The 20,348-nt window shown below is 32.7% G+C and carries 23 protein-coding genes; 5 read left to right on the top strand and 18 right to left on the bottom strand.

Annotated elements, in window-relative coordinates; translation table 11 throughout:
• Positions 1-11: 11 nt before the first annotated feature.
• The 4 genes from PK35_RS01845 to PK35_RS01860 all read right to left on the bottom strand — a co-directional run bounded on the left by PK35_RS01845 (position 12) and on the right by PK35_RS01860 (position 2,851).
• The gene (locus PK35_RS01845; protein WP_238320854.1) at positions 12-731 is read right to left on the bottom strand and encodes a hypothetical protein; all 720 of its coding nucleotides are present in this window, start codon (positions 729-731) and stop codon (positions 12-14) included.
• Positions 728-1,249, bottom strand: a complete 522-nt coding sequence (locus PK35_RS01850) for a hypothetical protein (protein ID WP_044624937.1) — start codon at positions 1,247-1,249, stop codon at positions 728-730. Before PK35_RS01850 ends, PK35_RS01845 begins: the two co-directional genes overlap by 4 nt.
• A gap of 68 nt (positions 1,250-1,317) precedes the next feature.
• On the bottom strand, positions 1,318-1,944 hold the full coding sequence (locus tag PK35_RS01855) for a CPBP family intramembrane glutamic endopeptidase (RefSeq protein ID WP_044625215.1): 627 nt from the start codon (positions 1,942-1,944) through the stop codon (positions 1,318-1,320).
• A gap of 448 nt (positions 1,945-2,392) precedes the next feature.
• Positions 2,393-2,851: an Lrp/AsnC family transcriptional regulator gene (locus PK35_RS01860; RefSeq protein ID WP_044624938.1), complete on the bottom strand. Its 459-nt coding sequence runs from the start codon at positions 2,849-2,851 to the stop codon at positions 2,393-2,395.
• A gap of 190 nt (positions 2,852-3,041) precedes the next feature.
• Between PK35_RS01860 and PK35_RS01865 the strand changes: the two genes are divergently transcribed.
• Positions 3,042-4,241: an aminotransferase class I/II-fold pyridoxal phosphate-dependent enzyme gene (locus tag PK35_RS01865; protein WP_044624939.1), complete on the top strand. Its 1,200-nt coding sequence runs from the start codon at positions 3,042-3,044 to the stop codon at positions 4,239-4,241.
• Here the strand turns inward: PK35_RS01865 and PK35_RS01870 are convergent.
• Positions 4,227-4,514, bottom strand: a complete 288-nt coding sequence (locus tag PK35_RS01870) for a hypothetical protein (protein ID WP_131474386.1) — start codon at positions 4,512-4,514, stop codon at positions 4,227-4,229. The genes PK35_RS01865 and PK35_RS01870 overlap by 15 nt on opposite strands.
• Before the next feature lie 219 nt (positions 4,515-4,733).
• Here PK35_RS01870 and nhaC point away from each other — a divergent pair, with 219 nt between their 5' ends.
• The 4 genes from nhaC to PK35_RS01890 all read left to right on the top strand — a co-directional run bounded on the left by nhaC (position 4,734) and on the right by PK35_RS01890 (position 7,612).
• Positions 4,734-6,203, top strand: coding sequence for a Na+/H+ antiporter NhaC (gene nhaC / locus PK35_RS01875; protein WP_044624941.1), 1,470 nt, complete (start codon positions 4,734-4,736; stop codon positions 6,201-6,203).
• Positions 6,204-6,405: 202 nt separating this feature from the next.
• Positions 6,406-7,044: a peroxiredoxin gene (locus tag PK35_RS01880; RefSeq protein WP_044624942.1), complete on the top strand. Its 639-nt coding sequence runs from the start codon at positions 6,406-6,408 to the stop codon at positions 7,042-7,044.
• A gap of 15 nt (positions 7,045-7,059) precedes the next feature.
• On the top strand, positions 7,060-7,374 hold the full coding sequence (locus tag PK35_RS01885) for a thioredoxin family protein (protein WP_044624943.1): 315 nt from the start codon (positions 7,060-7,062) through the stop codon (positions 7,372-7,374).
• Positions 7,355-7,612: a DUF6952 family protein gene (locus PK35_RS01890; RefSeq protein ID WP_044624944.1), complete on the top strand. Its 258-nt coding sequence runs from the start codon at positions 7,355-7,357 to the stop codon at positions 7,610-7,612. The genes PK35_RS01885 and PK35_RS01890 overlap by 20 nt, the downstream gene beginning before the upstream one ends.
• Positions 7,613-7,783: 171 nt before the next feature.
• On the opposite strand, the gene PK35_RS01895 is transcribed toward PK35_RS01890, so the two are convergent.
• The 13 genes from PK35_RS01895 to PK35_RS01955 form a co-directional block, all read right to left on the bottom strand.
• Positions 7,784-8,488 carry a response regulator transcription factor gene (locus tag PK35_RS01895; protein WP_044624945.1) on the bottom strand — a complete coding sequence of 235 codons (705 nt, stop codon included), beginning with the start codon at positions 8,486-8,488 and terminating at the stop codon, positions 7,784-7,786.
• 2 nt (positions 8,489-8,490) lie between these two features.
• A complete protein-coding gene (locus PK35_RS01900; RefSeq protein WP_238320855.1) occupies positions 8,491-10,059 on the bottom strand; it encodes a sensor histidine kinase in 1,569 nt (522 codons plus the stop codon).
• Positions 10,060-10,128: 69 nt separating this feature from the next.
• Complete coding sequence (gene coaE / locus PK35_RS01905; protein WP_044624947.1) at positions 10,129-10,710, bottom strand: dephospho-CoA kinase; 582 nt, start codon at positions 10,708-10,710, stop codon at positions 10,129-10,131.
• A complete protein-coding gene (locus PK35_RS01910; protein WP_044624948.1) occupies positions 10,707-11,666 on the bottom strand; it encodes a YbbR-like domain-containing protein in 960 nt (319 codons plus the stop codon). Before PK35_RS01910 ends, coaE begins: the two co-directional genes overlap by 4 nt.
• On the bottom strand, positions 11,663-12,670 hold the full coding sequence (locus PK35_RS01915) for a glycosyltransferase family 2 protein (protein WP_044624949.1): 1,008 nt from the start codon (positions 12,668-12,670) through the stop codon (positions 11,663-11,665). Before PK35_RS01915 ends, PK35_RS01910 begins: the two co-directional genes overlap by 4 nt.
• A 212-nt stretch (positions 12,671-12,882) precedes the next feature.
• Positions 12,883-13,701, bottom strand: a complete 819-nt coding sequence (locus PK35_RS01920) for an enoyl-ACP reductase FabI (RefSeq protein ID WP_044624950.1) — start codon at positions 13,699-13,701, stop codon at positions 12,883-12,885.
• A gap of 84 nt (positions 13,702-13,785) precedes the next feature.
• Positions 13,786-15,438, bottom strand: coding sequence for a DNA repair protein RecN (gene recN, locus PK35_RS01925; protein ID WP_044624951.1), 1,653 nt, complete (start codon positions 15,436-15,438; stop codon positions 13,786-13,788).
• Positions 15,439-15,534: 96 nt separating this feature from the next.
• Positions 15,535-16,422, bottom strand: a complete 888-nt coding sequence (gene porD, locus PK35_RS01930) for a type IX secretion system protein PorD (protein ID WP_044624952.1) — start codon at positions 16,420-16,422, stop codon at positions 15,535-15,537.
• Positions 16,415-17,626 carry a bifunctional phosphopantothenoylcysteine decarboxylase/phosphopantothenate--cysteine ligase CoaBC gene (coaBC, locus tag PK35_RS01935; protein WP_044624953.1) on the bottom strand — a complete coding sequence of 404 codons (1,212 nt, stop codon included), beginning with the start codon at positions 17,624-17,626 and terminating at the stop codon, positions 16,415-16,417. Before coaBC ends, porD begins: the two co-directional genes overlap by 8 nt.
• Before the next feature lie 11 nt (positions 17,627-17,637).
• Positions 17,638-17,964 (bottom strand): DNA-directed RNA polymerase subunit omega, encoded by a 327-nt coding sequence (locus PK35_RS01940; protein ID WP_044624954.1) that lies wholly within the window; start codon positions 17,962-17,964, stop codon positions 17,638-17,640.
• A gap of 14 nt (positions 17,965-17,978) precedes the next feature.
• On the bottom strand, positions 17,979-18,824 hold the full coding sequence (locus PK35_RS01945; protein WP_044624955.1) for an outer membrane protein assembly factor BamD: 846 nt from the start codon (positions 18,822-18,824) through the stop codon (positions 17,979-17,981).
• A 117-nt stretch (positions 18,825-18,941) separates the two neighbouring features.
• Positions 18,942-19,820: a 4-hydroxy-tetrahydrodipicolinate synthase gene (gene dapA / locus PK35_RS01950; RefSeq protein WP_044624956.1), complete on the bottom strand. Its 879-nt coding sequence runs from the start codon at positions 19,818-19,820 to the stop codon at positions 18,942-18,944.
• A gap of 2 nt (positions 19,821-19,822) precedes the next feature.
• On the bottom strand, positions 19,823-20,341 hold the full coding sequence (locus PK35_RS01955) for a DUF6913 domain-containing protein (protein ID WP_044624957.1): 519 nt from the start codon (positions 20,339-20,341) through the stop codon (positions 19,823-19,825).
• Between the last annotated feature and the right edge of the window lie 7 nt (positions 20,342-20,348).

The raw sequence follows: 20,348 nt of genomic DNA on the forward strand, positions 1-20,348 counted from the left end.
ACAAACTATTACTATTCTAGCACCTTAGTTTCCTCTGGCTTACAATAAATCAAAGCAAAAGTAAAGGTGAAATACATACATAAATTGGCGAATAAGTAAATTTGCCATTTTAAGAAAATAAAATTCCAGTCACCATTAAAGTGATATAAATCATAGAATACCAAAGGTGTAATAATGAGCCACCAAATAAAAATAGCTGTACTTACGTAAAAATTTAAGCTTTTATAAAACGTTAATATGCTGTTACTACTCAATACTTCTATGAAATAAAATATAGTACACATAAAAATAATTAATGCTCCTAAAACACTTATTACAGGAAATGACCTAACAAAATACTCTTCCCAATTTAAAACTATATATATGAGACTAAAGCATAAAAAAGTAATACCCGAAAATTTTAAAACTTTCTTAAATAAAGTACTGTTTAAAACTTCTACATAGTAAAATACAAAGAATATTACAGCTCCTATTTTCCAAAATAACGTAGACCACCAGTAGTTATAAACAAATTTTGTATCCTCTAAAAAACTTAATACTCCACCGTAAATTAAATACACATATTTACCGGCCGAATCGCATATTGTTAAATAGATTAAAAACCAAATAAACCATTTATATTCTTTTATTAATGAGTACCGCTTATATAATAAAATACCCGTAAAAGCTGCTAAGCTCTCTACAAAAAAAGTAAGATAATTATAGTTATCAAATAAAAAATCATTTATCATTTGGGTGGGTAACCTCCTTGTCCTGTACCTCCATCATTTAAAGGTGGTAGCGGAATATCTCCATCATCAGGAGGTAATATAAAATTTAAACTACTCGCTTTACTTTTACTTGGGTTACCTGTTGGCACAATAAACATGGTATTACGGTAACGTTTTGGTGGTAATGCTTCCTTACCATAATTTCCTAAATACACCCGTAAACCTGTAAATGAATACCCTAAAGAATCAGCTCCAGATTTTGCATAGACGATGTATTGATTTATATCATCAATAGACCACCAAACCGATTGCGTTTTTTTTCTTGAACCTTCTAATTCCAACAAGGTATCAATTTCGGTTTTATTGTATTTTCCCCAATTGGCGCTAAGCTGTGTTGCTTCAGCAATAGATATGGTATCTTTTGGAGCTTTAGCCATCATATTTTCTGGCCCTCCAACAACGCATTGCTTCGGACAAAAATAATAGGTTAAAACCGCTCCAATAATCAAACCTAAAATAAGGTATGCTAATTTTTTCATATTGCATTCGTATTGGTTAATAGCAGGCTAAAAGTAATAAAAACTTTTAAAATTACTGTAATTTTTTACTACGATGGAAAGCCTAACATCGCGCCTAACCCTACGGTAAACAACCAACAACCGTAAATGGCATGCTCAACAGATACTAAAAGTGTCGATTTTGTTTTGGTAAATGTAAACGCAAATAACAACCCGCCAATAAACGTAAGTAGCAGCACCAAAACGTTTTTAAAAAAGATATGCCCCAAGCTAAACACCAAAGCATTTAAAACAATTAAAACATTGGTATTCGAAATAAGCGCTTTATACCTCGCAAAGAAAAAGGTACGATACAACAGTTCCTGTGGATACACCGAAAACAAACTATAAACAAACAAAATGAAAAACCATAATTTAGGTTTGTTTACCATCACCTGAAACAACAATTCTTTATTAGTAACATATACAAATAGTGTTGTTACCATGGCTATTACCAAGAGCTTTACTAATGTGACTTTCCAGAATTTACGCCAATTAAGGTGTTTATTTATTCGAAATTTCTGATTTTCAACTTTTAATAACATATAAATTACATAAGCAAACCCCAATATTCCTAAAGTCAACTTTAAACAAGATGCATACGGAAATACAAAACTTACAGGAAGTAATATAAAAATGATAAAAAACTCGGAAGCTTTATACGGTTTTGACTTCATGGAACCTATTTTTAAGTAGATTAAAGTTACGGATTTTGGTGGAGACGTTTTTGTTTTGTTTGGAATTCTTGGGTTGGAATGATATGTTAAATCGTATTGTTTGTTGTTCACAAGGAGATGTGACTGAAGAATCTATTTCTATTACGAAGCGTAAATCACTTAAAAATTTAACTCTCGCAGAGACACAAAGACACGGAGTTATTTAGATTCCTCCTGTGTCGGAATGACATGTGAAACGTTCTTGTTTGCCATTCATAAGGAAGCCCACGACTGAAGAATTTATTCTTATTGCAAAGGCGTAAATAACAAAAAACATCATTCAAATTCTTAACAGTTCCGTCTTCCGTCAACTATCAACTGTCAACGGTCACCTGTCTATTAACGAGTTAATCGAAACCAAACCATTTAAACGTAATAAGATATGCTTTTACTTCTTTCACAACCCTCATCACAATCGGATTACCGTAGAATGCTTCACTTCATTAATAACAAACATACTGTGTGTGCTACCAATATGGCTAATAGAAGTGAGTTTTTTAACCATAAATTCTCGAAAAGCCGCCATATCTGTCACTAAAACTTTAAGCAAATAATCGTAATCGCCGCTTAGGTGGTAACACTCTAAAACTTCTGGAATTTTTGCCACTTCACGTTCAAATTTTATAACATAATCCTGCGTATGTTGTACCAATTTAACATGACAAAACACCACAAAATTCTTATCTATTCTCGCTTTGTTTACCAAGGCAACATAACCATCAATAAAGCCTTCGCGTTCTAGTTTTTTAATACGCTCATAAACGGCAGTAACCGATAACCCGAGTTTATTAGAAAGCTCTTTATTGGTTTGTTTGCTATCGGTTTGTAGTAATTCTAACAGGTTTTTATCGGTTTTATCGAAAATCATAAGTGATAATTTTTCTAAAGCAAATCTATTTCAGTGAAAAATACAGAATAAAAATCATATAAAACAACAATATACCAATTTATATTCTACAAAATAAATATTTAATTGACATTTTGTCTTATAATTATGACTTTTGATTGAAAGTTTTTAACCAAAAACTAAACTAACATAAACCTAAAAATCTATAATCATGGCATTTAAACCAGCAAATAACATACAAGACTTACAATATTTTGGCGAATTTGGAGGTGTAAACCCTTCCATTTCAGATTCATCAACTTATACGTTTTTATCGGCAAAAACCATGTTCGATACTTTTGAGGGTAACGCCGATGGTTGTTATTTATACTCGCGGCATTCATCACCTTCAAATTTATATTTAGGTGAGGCTTTAGCAGCTATGGAAGACACCGAAACCGCCAATGTTACGGCCTCGGGTATGGGCGCCATAACAGCAGTATTAATGCAATTATGCAATGCGGGCGATCATATTATTTCTAGCCGAACCATTTATGGCGGCACTTACGCATTTTTAAAAAACTTCACACCAAAATTTAATATTGAAACCTCATTTGTTGACATCACCAAATTAGAAACGGTGGAAGCTGCCATAACACCAAACACGAAAATATTGTATTGTGAATCGGTTAGCAATCCGCTTTTAGAAATCGCAGGTATAAAAGGTTTAGCAAAAATTGCTAAAAAGTATCATTTAAAATTGGTTGTCGATAACACCTTCTCACCTCTTTCTATTTCACCTGCAACCTTGGGTGCCGATGTGGTTATTCATAGCTTAACTAAATTTATAAATGGCTCAAGCGATACTGTTGGCGGCGTAGTTTGCGGCACTCAAGCATTTATCAATGATTTAAGAAACGTTAATGACGGTGCTGCTATGCTTTTAGGAAGTACAATGGATAGTTTAAGAGCTGCTTCCATTTTAAAAAACTTACGAACGCTTCATATCAGGATGCAACAACACAGTAAAAACGCCTTGTATTTAGCTGAAAAATTTGAAGCAGATGGCTTAAAAACCGTATACCCAGGTTTAAAATCGCACCCATCCCACGAACTTTATAAAAGTATGATGAATCCGCAATACGGATTTGGCGGTATGCTAACTATTGATGTTGGAAATATAGACAAGGCCAACGAACTCATGGAATTAATGCAACATAAAAACTTAGGTTATTTAGCGGTGAGTTTGGGCTTTTATAAAACCTTGTTTAGTGCTCCCGGAACTTCAACATCTTCAGAAATACCAGAAAAAGAACAAAAAGCCATGGGTTTAACCGATGGTTTAATACGCTTTTCTATTGGATTAGATGCCGATATTGAACGTACTTACGACCTGATGAAGGCATGCATGACATCCTTACATATTATTTAACTGTTGTATTTTTTCGGTTAAAACGATGGTTTCTTGTTGTAACTTTGTTTTCATTTTTTTTACATCTGCGCAGTGTTCTGTCTTTAAGTTTAAAGTCATACCTGCCTCAAGTGAGGCAATGTAATCTAACATCTGTAAGTTCGATTTAAGATTCTTATTGTAAAGGATTAAAAGCTTGATAATTTCAGAGCAGTTCCTTTTTACAGTTCGTTTTGACTTGACAAATTGTTTTACTCGCTTTGCAACATCTGCCTGTACCCCTAAATTATGCATATTTAGATGAAATACAGCGAGACATTTTTCGGCGAAAGCCATAAATGAATTATTAATAACTGAACTATTCAAAGGCATTAAAACGATTATTTTAATTGATATTCATACTAATAAGACACTCAAAACAAAACTTCGTCGCATGGTTTTAAAAATTGAAACTCATCATAATTTGTAAAAAAACTAAGTTTATCGTAACATTACATCTATAAATCTTTCCAAATGCAAGACGACAAAAACATTTCTGAAATAAAAACCGACAAGCAATCAATTATCGAAAACACCAAATTAAACATTTGGGAAGCCTTAATTCCGGTAATTGTATTAATGGCATTATTGGCGTATAATATCTTTTTTGCAGATGGTGAAATGTTTGGTGGTTATTCCAATCAGTTAATCTTACTTATTGGTGCTGCTGTTGCTGTTGGAGTTGGTTTGTTTAACAAGGTCTCTATAAACCGAATGCTAACGGAAGTTTGGGAAAATTTAAAAAGTATTTTTGTTCCCGTTCTCATTTTATTATTAGTTGGCGCCCTTGCTGGAACATGGTTAGTTAGCGGCGTTATTCCTGCCATGGTTTATTACGGGTTAGAGGTTTTAAAACCGTATATATTTTTACCAGCCTGTGTAATTATATGTGCATTAATATCGATTTCAACTGGTAGTTCTTGGACTACTTCGGCTACCGTTGGTATTGCACTTGTTGGTATTGGTAACGCTCTAGGTATAAATTCGGGGATGATTGCTGGTGCTGTTATTTCTGGTGCTTATTTTGGCGATAAAATGTCACCTTTAAGCGATACTACTAACCTCGCTCCTGCCGTTGCCGGAACCGATTTGTTTACACACATTCGTTACATGACCGTTACTACAGTGCCTACCATAATTGTAACTTTAATTGTTTTTACAATTTTGAGCTCAACCGCCGATGTTTCTGGAGATGCCGACGTGAGTAACTTATTAAATACAATAGACAGCACATTTAACATTACACCTTGGCTATTTTTAGTTCCTGTAATTGTAATCGCGCTTATTTTATTAAAAACAAAACCTTTAATTGCTCTTGGTGCTGGTGTACTTATTGCGGCTGTGTTTGCTTTTATTTTCCAATCGGATGTTTTAGTGGCCTTGAACGAATCGAAATTTAGTGCAGTAATTACTTCAATTTTTACAGACACGCAAATTGCTACCGAAAATGAAAAATTAAACGAATTGTTTTCCGCAGGCGGCATGAACGGTATGTTATGGACCATCTACTTAATTATCAGCGCCATGATTTTTGGTGGTGTTATGGATGGCATTGGTGCACTTGCTAGAATCACAAAAGTATTATTATCTGTAGCAACTACCGTATTCGGATTATTCGCAAGTACCGTGATTAGTTGTTTAGGTTTAAACACCATCGCTTCCGATCAATATTTAGCCATTGTAATTCCTGGTAAAATGTTTAAAAAAGCTTTTGACGATAAAGGTTTAGCTCCTGAAAACTTAAGTAGAACTCTTGAGGATTCTGGTACTGTTACCTCTGTACTTATTCCTTGGAATACCTGTGGCGCTTACCAAAGTGGTGTTTTAGGTGTTGGTGTGGGCGAATATTTTATGTATGCTATGTTCAATTGGCTTAGTCCGTTTACCACCTTACTTTTCGCCGCATTAAAAATTAAAATTAAAGAAATAAGTAGTGCAAAGTAATCTACAGGTTTTTAATAGTAAAATTATCAAATCCACAATTTAAAAAGGTTAAAACTTAACACTTCTTAAAATTACCCCTCTGTTTTTGACAGCATTTTTAAAACTTATTGTAACATAAAATTTTATAATTATAATTTATTTTGAAACGTTAATTCTTCAACTAGATTTGCGGTAAGAAAATCAATTTTAAATAAAATATATTATGTCTTTAGTAGGAAAAAAATTCCCAGATTTAAACGTAGACGCCATGAACGATATGGGCGATACTTTTAAATTAAACGTTTTAGAAGAAGCTGTAAACAATAAGAAAAAAGTAGTATTATTTTGGTATCCAAAAGACTTTACTTTTGTTTGTCCTACAGAATTACACGCTTTTCAAGCTGCATTACCAGAATTTGAAAAACGTAACACTATTGTAATTGGTGCATCTTGTGATACTCCAGAAGTACACTTTGCTTGGTTAAACACTGAAAAAGATAACGGTGGAATTGAAGGTGTAACTTACCCAATTTTAGCAGATAGCAACAGAAACTTATCTAGCATTTTAGGTATTTTAGATATTACAAACGAAACTTTCGACGAAGCTACTGGAACCGTTCAAGTTGAAGGCGATAATGTAACTTACAGAGCTACTTATATTATTGATGAAGACGGTGTTGTACAACACGAAAGTATTAACAACATGCCATTAGGTAGAAATGTTGGGGAATATATTCGTTTGGTTGATGCTTTAACTCACGTACAAGAAAAAGGAGAAGTTTGTCCTGCAAACTGGGAAGAAGGTAAACAAGCTATGAACGCAGACCGCGCTGGTGTTGCTGAGTACCTTTCTGCTAACTAAAAAAACACAACTATTATGGTTAAAGAATTAGAACAAGATAATTTATCAGAATTAGTATCAGGAAACAATACGGTTATTGTTCAATATTCTGCAACTTGGTGTGGCAACTGCAGAATTATGAAACCTAAATTCAAAAAATTGGCAACAGAAAACGAAAATGTAACGTTTGTTATGGCTGATGCCGAAAAGTTTCCAGAATCTAGAAAGCTTGCAACGGTTGATAATTTACCAACTTTTGCAACTTTTAAAAACGGCGCATTTGTTAACCAAGTTCAAACCAATAAGTTTGACGTTTTAAAAGATTTAGTTAATGAAGTTACCAGTAATTAAACAATTAACGCAATTCATTGAAGAAAACGATGAAGATTACGTTTTAGAAACCATTGATACGCTAGAGAATTTAACCGAAGTATCATCATTAAAAGATGAAGAACTAGACGTTATTGGCGAATTAATTTCTAATATGTATGGTGCGATTGAGGTTAACAAAATGATAAAAGATGGAGCTCCAAAAAAAGAGGCATTAAATACTTTTATGTCGCGCGTACTTGGATCTATCGATAAATAATATCAATCTCTTTAAAATACAAAAGCCACTTAAATTTTTATTTAAGTGGCTTTTTCATGTTTAAAATTCTATGTGTTCTCAATAAAAATAACCTATTCTATATAAAATAAAACCCCGATAGCATTTACTATCGAGGTTTACTTATATCAAAAACGATTTGCTAATAAAAGCTTAATCGTTAATTACCAATCTAAAACCTTCGCCGTGTATATTTAAAATCTCAACTTTTTCGTCAAGTTTTAAGTACTTACGCAATTTAGCGATGTAAACATCCATACTACGAGATGTAAAATAATTATCGTCGCGCCAAATTTTTGTTAATGCTAATTCTCGTGGCATTAAATCGTTTTCGTGTAAGGCTAATAAACGTAATAATTCGTTTTCTTTAGGTGATAATTTCACAGGTTCACCACCGTTAAATTTTAAGAAACGTAACTTAGAGTTTAAATCGAATTTCCCAATTTTAAACTCAAATTGTTTACTATCCGAAATTGTTTCGGTTGCCTTACGTTGCATAATGGCTTTAATTTTCATTAAAAGCACCTCGCTATCAAAAGGTTTGTTTAAATAATCGTCGGCACCTACTTTATAACCTTTTAAAACATCTTCTTTCATGGTTTTTGCGGTTAAAAATATAATAGGTACATCGGTGTTTTTTTCACGAATTTCTTTAGCTAAAGTAAACCCATCTTTATAAGGCATCATAACGTCTAGAATACATAAATCGAAATCATCTTTTTTAAACTTTTCGAATCCTTCCATACCGTTTTTAGCATGTGTTACCTCATAATCATTCATCATTAAATAATCTTTAAGAACGGTTCCAAAATTCGGATCGTCCTCAACTAGTAAAATTCTTTTCTTTTGCTCTTCCATATTTAAGATATTAGTGGAAGCTTAATTATAAACGTGCTTCCTTTGTCTTTTTCACTTTCTACTGATATGTGACCTTGGTGGTCTTCTACAATACGTTTTACATATGCCAAACCTAAGCCATGACCTTTCACATTATGTATATTTCCAGTGTGTTCTCTATAAAATTTTTCGAACACACGTTTGGCAACAGCTTTACTCATGCCACTACCATGATCTTTTATTTTTAAAACAATATTAGTTCCTACATTTTCTGTATAAACCTCAATTTCTGGGGTGTTTGGAGAATACTTTACAGCATTATCCAATATATTTACAATAACATTAGTAAAATGCGTATCGTTTGCTAAAACGGATGACTTTTCGGCATTTAAAAATGTTTTTATATAGCCTTGTCGGTCTTCAACTATTAACTCTACATGGGTAATAGCATCTTCAATTAAGTCGTGTAGCTTAACGCGTTCCTTACTAATGTTTAATTCGTTTTTTTCTAGTTTAGATATTCTTAAAACATTTTCAACCTGTGCGTGCATCCGTTTATTTTCATCTTTAATCATGTTTAAATAACGTAATACTTTGCTTTCGTCTCCAATAATTTTAGGATTTTTAATAGCATCTAAAGCCAAATTTATGGTCGCAATTGGTGTTTTAAACTCGTGCGTCATATTATTTATGAAATCGCTTTTTATTTGCGATATTTTGCGCTGTTTAACCAATTGTAAAATGGCACTTGTGTAAGCCAAAATAATAATTAAGGTGAATATTACCGACAATAAAATCATTCCAATAACACCTGAAAGTACAAATCTTTTATCGTCTGGAAAATTGACTAAAAGCCTGTAAGGTGTTTGCCTGTTTTCATCATAAAAAATAGGCACTTTAAAGGTTGAATTTGGTCTATACTCAAAATTGTCACTGCTTACTTTAGTTGCTAAATCGTTACTATAAATAGCTAATTCAAAATCGATATCGACACCATCTTTTTCTAGTTTTTCCGATAAAAGCTTTCTAATTTCACCTTCCGAAACTCGTTTATGAATTGGAGTTCGTTTTGAAATAGCTTTATAATTTTTTTCAAAACTTATACGTTGTGCTTCATCAATAGAACCACTTCTAATAATATTTGTAATAGGACTTTTTAAATCTTTATCGGATGGTCCAAAATCGGTATAAATCTCGGTAGATGAGTTACCTATTATATTAGTAATTTCGAGACTATCTAAACCAATGTCAAAGAGCGATGAAGATAATTTGTAATTCTCTTCAAGTACATTACTTTTATAAATGAGGGTTTCGTTAGTATTATTGTTTTTTCTATAAACTAATAATTGTGAAACATTTGCAGAATCTAAACTCTTTTCCTTCTCTAATTTTTGAACATTTTTAAACGCGGTTTCAATCTCATTTTCGCCAATAATATTAGACACATAGTTTAATGCTGTTTCAACAATAAACTTAAAATGCGCCTTCTCGTTTTTAACCGATTCGTTTATGTAATAAGCCTGAATAGATATAATACCTATAAGCGACAAACTCATTAAAATGATGAGTAGGATAAAAATTCTTTTCCTCATTATTCAAATTTAACATTTTAACATTTAGAAATTTTATTTTTAACCTTACATTAACAAAATGCAAACATATTATATATTTATTAGCTTTTTATGAATTTTATCTACCTGATTTTTAATACTCTGCATTGTAGTATTATGGACTACAAAATGTGAATCCTTAATTTTTTGTTCGTCACTCCACTGATTTTTCATAATAGCTTCTATTTTTTCAATCGTGGTGTTATCTCTTTTTAGTAAACGTTCTATACGCGTTTCGCGATTGGCAGTTACGGTAATTACATAATCGCAAGCTTTATTGCCACCATTTTCGAACAAAATGGCAACTTCCTTAATAACATAGGGTGCATTTTGTTTTAAAGCCCATTTATTAAAATGTTTTGCCACTCTTGGGTGAATAATAGCATTCATTTTTTCTAGGTAACTTTTATCATTAAAAATAATATTGGCTATAAATGGCCGATTTAATTCGTTATTCACATAAGCTTGATCACCAAACAACTCGATAAGTTTACGTTTTATAACTTTCGATTTATGCATGAGTTTTTTCGCCTCATCGTCGGCAATATAAACGGGAATTCCCAATGTCTCAAACTGCTTCGCTACTGTGGTTTTACCACTACCAATACCTCCTGTAAGTCCTACAACTATCATTTTACTAATATAAATTCTACCCGTTGCCTATTAATTTTTGCGTTTTTAACTAAACTTGGTTTTGCAACCAATTCAGGTACTAAAACCGTTTGATTTTTATCCAATTTATTATAATCGCAAACTACTTTAAAATCTTTAGTCGTAATTTTATCGTAGTTACTTAAACTTACATTATAACGTACATTTACTGTTTTAGGAAAATACTTTAACTCTAAATTTTTAGGCTTATTAATTATAGTAATAGGAATACTTAAAGTGCCCTCGGTAAATTTTTCAACTTCTGCTTTAAAATTGACCGTATTTACCGAAAATTTTAAATCGGAAGCATTTTTAGGAAGCTTTAATTTTACACTTTCATTTAAATTTGAACGAATATCATTAAACGTTCTAGCTTCAGTTTCTATATTGTTTATTGCTGATACTAAAATATTAGGACCAACTACCACCACTGAATCTGGTACGATAGTAATGGCGTTAGGCGAATTATATCCGGGTGAAAAGTTAAGTTGAACATTTGTAGTAACAGGAACTTTTTTTACCTGATTAATACCGTATTTAAAAGTTAAAGTATCTGGCGAAATATTTAAAATTTCAACCTCCTTATCAAATTGTGTACTGTTTAAATATGCAGCAGATTTATGCCAAACAAAAACACCATCTTTTTTGTACACATCTTTTGTAAAATCGATGGTTATTTTAGGCTCATTAAACACATAACTCAACCATTTAAACCCATGCGTTTTTAACGTGATATTGAGTTTTATAGAATCGTTTAAAATGATATACTCTTGAGGAATATCTTTCTTTACAACTGTAAATCCTAACGTGTTAGTATATGTTTTAGATAGCTTGGTAAAAATTAAAATAATAAGCGCAAACAATAAAAACAGGAAGAACACATTGATTCTCTTGTTTTTGTGCGATTTAATTATTTCGGATTTTAGTTTTTTAATCATTTATGTTTAAAAAATAAATTTGGGAAATAGCTTTCTGGATCTTTTTTTAACACACCAACGGCTATGGTAGATTTTAAAAACCCAAAACCATAACCCAAAAATTGATAAAAAATTGCAACTAAAGCTAAACCAGCAACTATAATGCTTTTTGATGCCACTAATGCCAATAAAAAAGCTATTAAAAAATACAAAATATAGACAAAAAGCAACCACTTAAACCCCATAAAAAATAAAGCCACTGCCATTAATAAACCTATGATAAAAACAGATGGAAACCAATAAGTTATTTTTTTAGTTGAAGGATGCCAAACATTTAAAATGGGACGCACTAAACCAAATTTATTGACTTGATTATAAAATTTACGCCATGAAATGCGTCGTTTGTGATATACAAATGCTTCTGGGATAAGTTTTGTTTTAAAACCTAATTGCCATAAACGTATGGTTAAATCGGGATCTTCACCAGGGTGAATGCGCCCGAAACCTTTTGAAGCTAAAAAGGCTTTTTTTGAAATCCCCATATTAAAACTTCGTGGTTGAAACTTATTGACACTATTTTTACCGCCTCGAATACCGCCTGTAGTGATAAACGATGTCATTGAAAAATTAATGGCTTTTTGAAGATTTGTAAACGAACTTTTAGCGGCATCGGGTCCGCCAAAACAATCTACATAATCTGTGCTTAAACTTTGGGTAACCGCATTGAGGTAATTTGGCGGCAATACACAATCGGAATCGAGAATTATAAAATAATTACCCGATGCCTTTTGCATACCGTAGTTTCTGGAATCTCCAGGACCTGTGTTCTCTTTAAAGAAATATTTAATATTTAACTTATTATCAAACTGTTCTATAACATGTTTTGAAGTTATTGTAGAACCATCTTCAACAATTACAATTTCGAAATTGGTATTGCCTTTTAATGTTGCTAAACTTTGTAAAAGTTCTAAGGTTTCGTCGGGACGATTGTAAACCGGAATTATAAAAGAAAACTGTAATTTCATGTTTGCTACTAAACTTCGCTGATTGTTGCGTTAGGGATTGAGCCATTGTTGGAGCTCCTCGCAGAGAGCGACTTGCGAAAGCCCGACCCTTGTGGTAACGCCCAACCTATTTTTATTAACAAATGTAACAAAAAAAGCCACCTTAAAAGATGGCTATGTATTTTAATAATCCTTTTAGGTTTTTAAAACCTGAAAGGTCTTGCAAAAAATTATTATTCTTCTCCAACAAATGTACTCATAACAGCATCGCTTACACCCATGTTGCTAAATCCGCCATCGTTGTAAAGATTTTGTAAGGTGACACGCTTGGTTAAGTCGCTAAACATGGCCACGGTATAGTTGGCACAGTCCATAGCTGTTGCATTACCAAGTGGCGACATTTTTTCGGCGTAAGCTATAAAACCATCGAAACCTTTTACACCGCTACCCGCTGTTGTTGGGGTTGGCGATTGCGAAATGGTGTTAACACGAACGTTTTTATCACGACCAAAAAAGTAACCAAAACTACGTGCAATACTTTCTAAATAGGCTTTATTATCGGCCATATCGTTATAATCTGGAAATACACGTTGCGCTGCCATATAGGTTAACGCTACAATACTTCCCCACTCGTTCATAGCGTCGCTTTTGTAAAGAGTTTGCATTAATTTGTGGAAAGACATAGCTGAAACATCGGTTCCTTTTTGAGTCCAATCGTAATTCTGATCAGTGTAGTGCTTGCCTTTACGCACGTTTATAGACATACCTATTGAGTGTAGTACGAAATCTATTTTTCCGCCTAAAATCTCCATAGATTTATCGATTAGGTTTTGTAAATCTTCAACATTTGTGGCATCGGCAGGAATAATTTGTGAACCTGTTTTTTCGGCCAATTCGTTAATTTGCCCCATACGCATAGCTACTGGTGCATTGGTTAATACAAATTCTCCGCCTTCTTCATGTACACGTTCGGCAGTTTTCCATGCGATAGAATTAGAATCTAAGGCTCCAAAAATGATTCCCTTTTTTCCTTTTAGTAAATTAAATGACATATTTATTTTTGTTAAAAATCGTTAGTTGTTATTTTTAGATGCGCCAAAGGTAACAAACTTTTTAGTTACGCGATTTAAGTTTTACTAATTTAGTAAATCTTTAGCATGCGCAATGGCCGAACTTGACATTTCTATACCGCCTAACATTTGTGCTATTTCTACAATACGCTCGTCGTGATTTAGTTTAACCAAGTTGGTTTGTGTTACCTCATTAACATCTTCTTTAAACACTTTAAAATGCGAATGCCCTTTGGCGGCTACTTGCGGTAAATGCGTTATAGAAAACACCTGCATGGTTTTACTCATTTGTAACATTATATCGCCCATTTTATTTGATATTTCGCCTGAAACACCCGTATCTATCTCGTCGAACATTATGGTTGGCAACTGTATATAATTTGCTAAAACAGATTTTATAGCCAGCATAATTCGAGATAATTCACCTCCTGAAGCTGCTTTTTTAAGCTCGTTAAAATTGCCGCCTTTGTTTGCTGAAAATAAAAAGGTTAATTCGTCCTTTCCGTTTGGTAAAAAAGTAGTGGCTGAACTTAACTCTATTTTAAATTGAGCATTTGGCATCCCTAAACTACTCAAAATAGTTTCTAATTGCGATTTTAATTCTGGTACTATCGCTTTACGTAATTTAGAAATTTCGCCAGCAACTGTATTAAGTTCCTTTTCTTTAGAAGCTATTTGACTTTGCTTGGTTTTAATGCTGTCGTCTAAATTTTCGGTAACCGCTACTTTTTCTTGAAGTTGATTTCTAATTTCAACTAATTCGGCCACTTCACTAACTACGTGCTTTTGCATTAAATTGTGAAGCATTTTTAAGCGTGCATCAACCACTTCTAATCGGTTTGGGTCGGCATCGAGCGCTTCTTGTAAATTAGTGATTTCACTAAAAATATCATCGAGCTCTATAAAACTGCTTTCGGCACGTTTATAAACATCTTCGTACTTAATCGAATAACTCGAAAGCTTCTGCAAGGCATGTTTTAAAGTGGTTAACGCTGTAAGCGCTCCCATTTGTTCATCACCTAACAACTGCTCTGCTTCACTTAATTTTTCTTGAATATTTTCAATGTTATTAAGTGTTTCATATTCTTCTTCAAGCGCTTGCAATTCATCTTCAACTAAATTAGCCTCAACCAATTCGTTTAACAAGAATGTATTATAATCGTGTTCTTTAATGGCTTCTGCCTGAAAATTCAAAAGCTCTTTATATTCTTTTTCTAACTTTTTTAAAACCTTTAGTTCTTGCTTGTATTGTTTTAAAACAGCATCGTTTTTTGCTAAAGCATCAATAACTTGAAACTGATAATCGTTATCGGTTAATTGCATGGTTTGATGCTGCGAATGAATATCGATTAAGCGCTCACCTAGTAATTGCAAACTACTTAAATTTACAGGTGAATCGTTTACAAATGCTCTTGATTTTCCAGAAGGCAATATTTCTCTACGAATAATTGTTTGCGCTTCATAATCAAAATCTTCAGCCGCGAAAAGGGCTTCAAGTTTATATTTTTCAATATTAAAAACAGCTTCGATAATACATTTTTTAGTATCGTCCTTTAAACTGCTTAAATCGGCTCGTTTACCAAGAATTAAAGATAAACCACCTAATAAAATAGATTTACCAGCACCGGTTTCTCCTGTTATAATTGAAAATCCATCATTAAAATCGACTTTTAAATGATCGATAAGCGCGTAATTTTTTATTGAAAGAGAGGTTAGCATTTGTAGTTTACGGTTTTAAATTGCTGTTTTTGATCTCTGTAATTGGTAGCTATCGGAATTTTTAGTTTTTACTAAAAAACTCTGTTTAGGCTTAATTTAAAATTTAATATTTTGCCATTTACTACTGTGAAGCGGTGCAATTTTAGGTAGCGCTTCTTTTAACTTCACAATATTTACATTAGGACCATTTGAAAATATTTGCTGAATCTCTTCGGCCTTAGCATCAAAAAAAGTTCTGAGTAAAAAGGAATTTGGCCTACGACTATTCATTGTGCTAAACTTTAAAATAGATTGTGCTACAGCTTCTTTTCCTGTTTTAACATTTTCGCTCATTACATCTAGCCCGTCGCGGTGATAGGTGTACATAACATTGCGATATTCCTTATAGGTTGGCGATAAAATATTGTCGATTAAAGTAAAGCGACTTTGTAAACCATCTTCTACTTTCCAACCACTAAAATTACTTTGTTGCGAAAAGTTAACAATGGTTTGTGCTTGCTTGTAATAAGTGCTGCCACCATTTTCGGCAAAAGTATCGGCATCTAAAGCCAAAATAATATACACATGGTAAGCAATTATAGATATTAAATTAGATTGAAACTGCGTATTACTGAAGTTTAAATTTTGATACTCTAAGTAATTAAAGGTTAAATCCTTATCGTTAAAACTATAAATTGGCGTAGTAAACGTTGAGCCATAAACCGGACGAGAAGCTTGCACTTGCAATGCGCCTTGAAATGTTTCGCCACTGTAATTACTAATATTTAATACCATAGAACAATTAATACGCTCCTGTGGTTTAAATGTTTTATTAGTCCATTTTGTGTTATTAACAAATTCGGTAAGTTGTTTTTCTAGTGTTTTAAAAATAGGAAAGTTTTCGTTACCAGTTTGTTGCGCATTAACTACTAATTTACAGTTTAACTCTTGCGAAAAACTGGCAAAACTTAACAATATTGAAAGTGTAATTAATAGGTTACGCATGTATTTTGGTTATAATATGATGTATTAAATCGTTAGCGACTTCGGCCTTTGTTTTTAACTCAAATTCAGTGATTTGGTCTTTATTATCAATAAAAGTTACCTTGTTAGTGTTACCTTTAAATCCAGCGCCTTTATCGTTTAACGAATTTAATACTATTAAATTTAAATTTTTACGTTTTAGTTTGCCTTTTGCATTTTCTAACTCATTATTCGTTTCTAAAGCAAACCCAACTAAATATTGTTGTTTTTTTATGCCGCCTAACGATGCTAAAATATCTTTTGTTTTTTCTAACTCTAATGTTAACGTATCGGTTTTCTTTTTTATTTTCTGAGTAGCAATTTCTTTTGGTCTAAAATCGGCTACTGCTGCCGAAAGTATTGCCACATTAACCGAATTAAAATACTCATGAACCGCATCGTACATACTTTGAGCACTAATAACTGGAACAACTTTAATTAAATTATGATTAACCTTTTCGTGAGTTGGACCTGTAATTAAAATAACTTCAGCACCATTATTTGCAGCTGCTTTTGCAATTTCAAAGCCCATTTTACCAGAAGAATGATTCCCTATAAAACGAACCGGATCGATTGCTTCGTAGGTTGGACCAGCTGTAATTAACACTTTTTTTCCACGAAGTGGTAATTTGTTTAACATATCATTTTCTAAAAACGATACGATATCTTCTGGTTCTGCCATCCTGCCCTCGCCTACTAAACCGCTTGCTAATTCTCCGCTTGCAGCAGGAATCATAACATTTTTAAACGATTGAAGCTTTGTGAAACTTGCTAAAGTTGATGGGTGTTTGTACATATCTAAATCCATTGCGGGCGCAAAATACACCGGACATTTCGCCGATAAATACGTTGCTAACAATAGGTTATCGCAAACGCCATTTGCCATTTTCGATAAGGTATTGGCTGTTGCAGGTGCAATTACCATGACATCGGCCCAAAGCCCTAAATCGACATGATTATTCCATACAGCATTATCGTCTTCTTCATTTGTAAACGAAGAAAACACAGGGTTTTTAGATAATGTTGAAAGTGTTAAAGGGGTAATAAAATCTTTTGCACTTGGAGTTAACACCACTTTCACTTGGGCACCAGATTTTATAAACAACCTTACAAGTGAAGCTGTTTTATAAGCGGCAATACCACCACTAATTCCTAATAGTATGTTCTTGCCGCTTAATATTGACATTTTAGAATGTTTTACTGAGCGTCTTCTTCAGTATTTCTAAAATAAATTTTATCGGTTAACCATTCTTGAACGGCTAACGCATGAGGTTTTGGTAATTTTTCATAAAATTTAGAAACCTCGATTTGTTCTTTGTTTTCAAAAATTTCTTCAAGACTATCGTTATAAGTAGCAAACTCTTCTAACTTATCGATTAGTTCCTTTTTAATTTCGGTATTTATTTGCTCAGAACGTCTTGCAATAATAGAAATAGCCTCGTATATGTTTTCGGTAGGCTCGTCTATTTGGTTTCTGTCGTACGTTACCGTATTTACAGGAGCATTGGTTTTCTTTAAATCCATATCGTCTTCAATGTTTAACTTTTTGTGCTATAATTTTTTAATTCTTCATCTAGCAAAACCGTCATTTCGTTAACAGTTTCTAGGTGTTTAGAATTTACAAATGTACTTTTAAATGTGGTTGAGTATTCTTTAGCATTCTCTAAACGTTCTTTACGCAAATGCACCAAACCTTCTTGTATGGTATTTTTGTATTCTCGACTGTTTATAGCTTGCTGAAACATAGCGTCAAATTTTAAAAACATAGCTTCTTCACGCAACGGTGAACCAGGAAACTCAAACAAAAAATTATCAAAAGATTTAATAGCTGCATTAAAATCTTTACTGTAACCTGGAGCAATGTCTTTATATTTTTTAGCTATTTCGAACGCCTTTTTTTGAAGTTTAAAATCTAATTCTTGAACCAACTTATTCGCTTCGTCGCTATACTCTGAATCTGGAAATAAATTAATAAATTCCTGAAGTTTCTCGATGGCCGAAGCTGTTTCAGTTTGATCTTTTGAATATACTGGCGACAGCATATACGCGCTTTTTGCGGCTAAAAACGACGCCTGTTCTAGTTTTTCACTACTTGGGTAACTTGATGCAAAACGCTCAAACTGATATCCTGCCGTATAATAATCTTTTAATTGATAATACGAATTAGAATATAAAAACATAAGTTTTTCGGCTTGAGGCTTACCTCTATAATTAGGAACAATTTGTGCAAAAAGTCGGTTAGCTTTTCCAAACTTACCTTCATTATACAAATCTTCACCTAATTTAAATTTTGTAGCAATATCTTCAGACTTTAAAGCCTTTTGAAATTCGCTACAACTTGTTAAAAGTGTTACCGCTAATAGTATGTAAAAAACGTTCTTCATAAATCTTAAACAGTTTGCAAAATTAAGTTAATAAAATGGATTTAAAAAATATTATTTAAGCGCTAAAATAACAGGTAAAAGCCACTATTTATAAGGTTTAAGTAATATTTAACACCACTAAAACTGTTTTACAAAATCTGCAATTTTACTTTTTAAGGCATTTGAAGCAGGCACTAATGGTAACCTTACCGTGCTTTCGCATAAGTTTAAAGCTTCAAAAACAGCTTTAATTCCTGCTGGGTTATTTTCTTCAAAAATATAACCAATAACATCCATTAATTTAAAATGTAACTTATAAGCGTCTTTAGCATTTCCTGCTAATCCTAAACGAATCATTTCTGAAAATTCTTTTGGAAATCCTTGACCAATTACAGAAATAACACCAGCACCTCCAGCAAGAACAATACCTAAAGCTAAATCGTCATCACCAGAAATAATTAAAAAATCTTCTGGTTTACTTTTAATTAACGTTAAATATTGAGCGACATTGTTACCAGCTTCTTTAACTGCAATTACATTTTTAAAATCGTTAGCTAAACGAATGGTAGTTTCTGGCTCCATATTTTTTGAAGTGCGCCCAGGAACATTATATAAAATGATATCGATTGGGCAAGCCTCGGCAATGGCTTTAAAATGCTGATACACGCCTTCTTGCGTTGGCTTACTATAATATGGTGACACCGACAAAATGGCATCTATACTGCTTAAATCGGTTGTTTTTATTTCTTCAATAACCTGCATGGTATTATTACCCCCAATACCTAAAACCATTGGCACGCGACCATTATTTGCTTTAGCAACTGTGGCAACAACGGCCTTTTTTTCTTCTTTAGTAATGGTAACGCTTTCGCCTGTGGTACCACAAATTACTAAATACTCTACCCCATTTTCAATATTGTAATTTACAATATTTGCTAAGGCATCATGGTTAATTGATAAATCGGAATTAAACGGTGTAACCAACGCTACGCCTGTTCCAAGAAACTTATTATTCATTTTTAAATTTTGTTTAATATGGTAAGGTATTTTACTACCTCGTCTTTAAAAAGCTTAAATTCTTTTGTTTTTGTTTTAATTATTAAATCGTTTAAACGTTCGTCGCGTTGAAAGTTTCCTATTTTAAACTTGGCTTTACTTTGCGCGGTAATTAATTTAATTTCGGTAATGTCTTTTTGGTAAAAACTTATTAATAAATCGAAATTTTTATTTAAAAACCCATCTAACTCAACGTTTTTAATGGTGCCTTTCCAGCCAAAATCTTTTGGATTAAAACAAGAATCCCAAGATAAAGCTTGCTTATTTTCATTTTCTGTAAAAGTGATAATTTTCAATCGGTTAGACCTTATATTAATAGCTTCAGAAAAACTTGTAAATTGTTCAACATCATCAAACTCATCAGCATTTACAATAATCCCCAGACTTTCAACCTTGCTATCATTGGCTTCCACATTTCTTTTTGATAACAATTTGTTTAAGTACTTTTTATTAGATTTTTCTTTAAAACCTTGTAAAATCATTTACCTT

The sequence above is a fragment of the Neotamlana nanhaiensis genome, from assembly GCF_000943555.1.
Taxonomy (GTDB): Bacteria; Bacteroidota; Bacteroidia; order Flavobacteriales; family Flavobacteriaceae; genus Neotamlana; species Neotamlana nanhaiensis.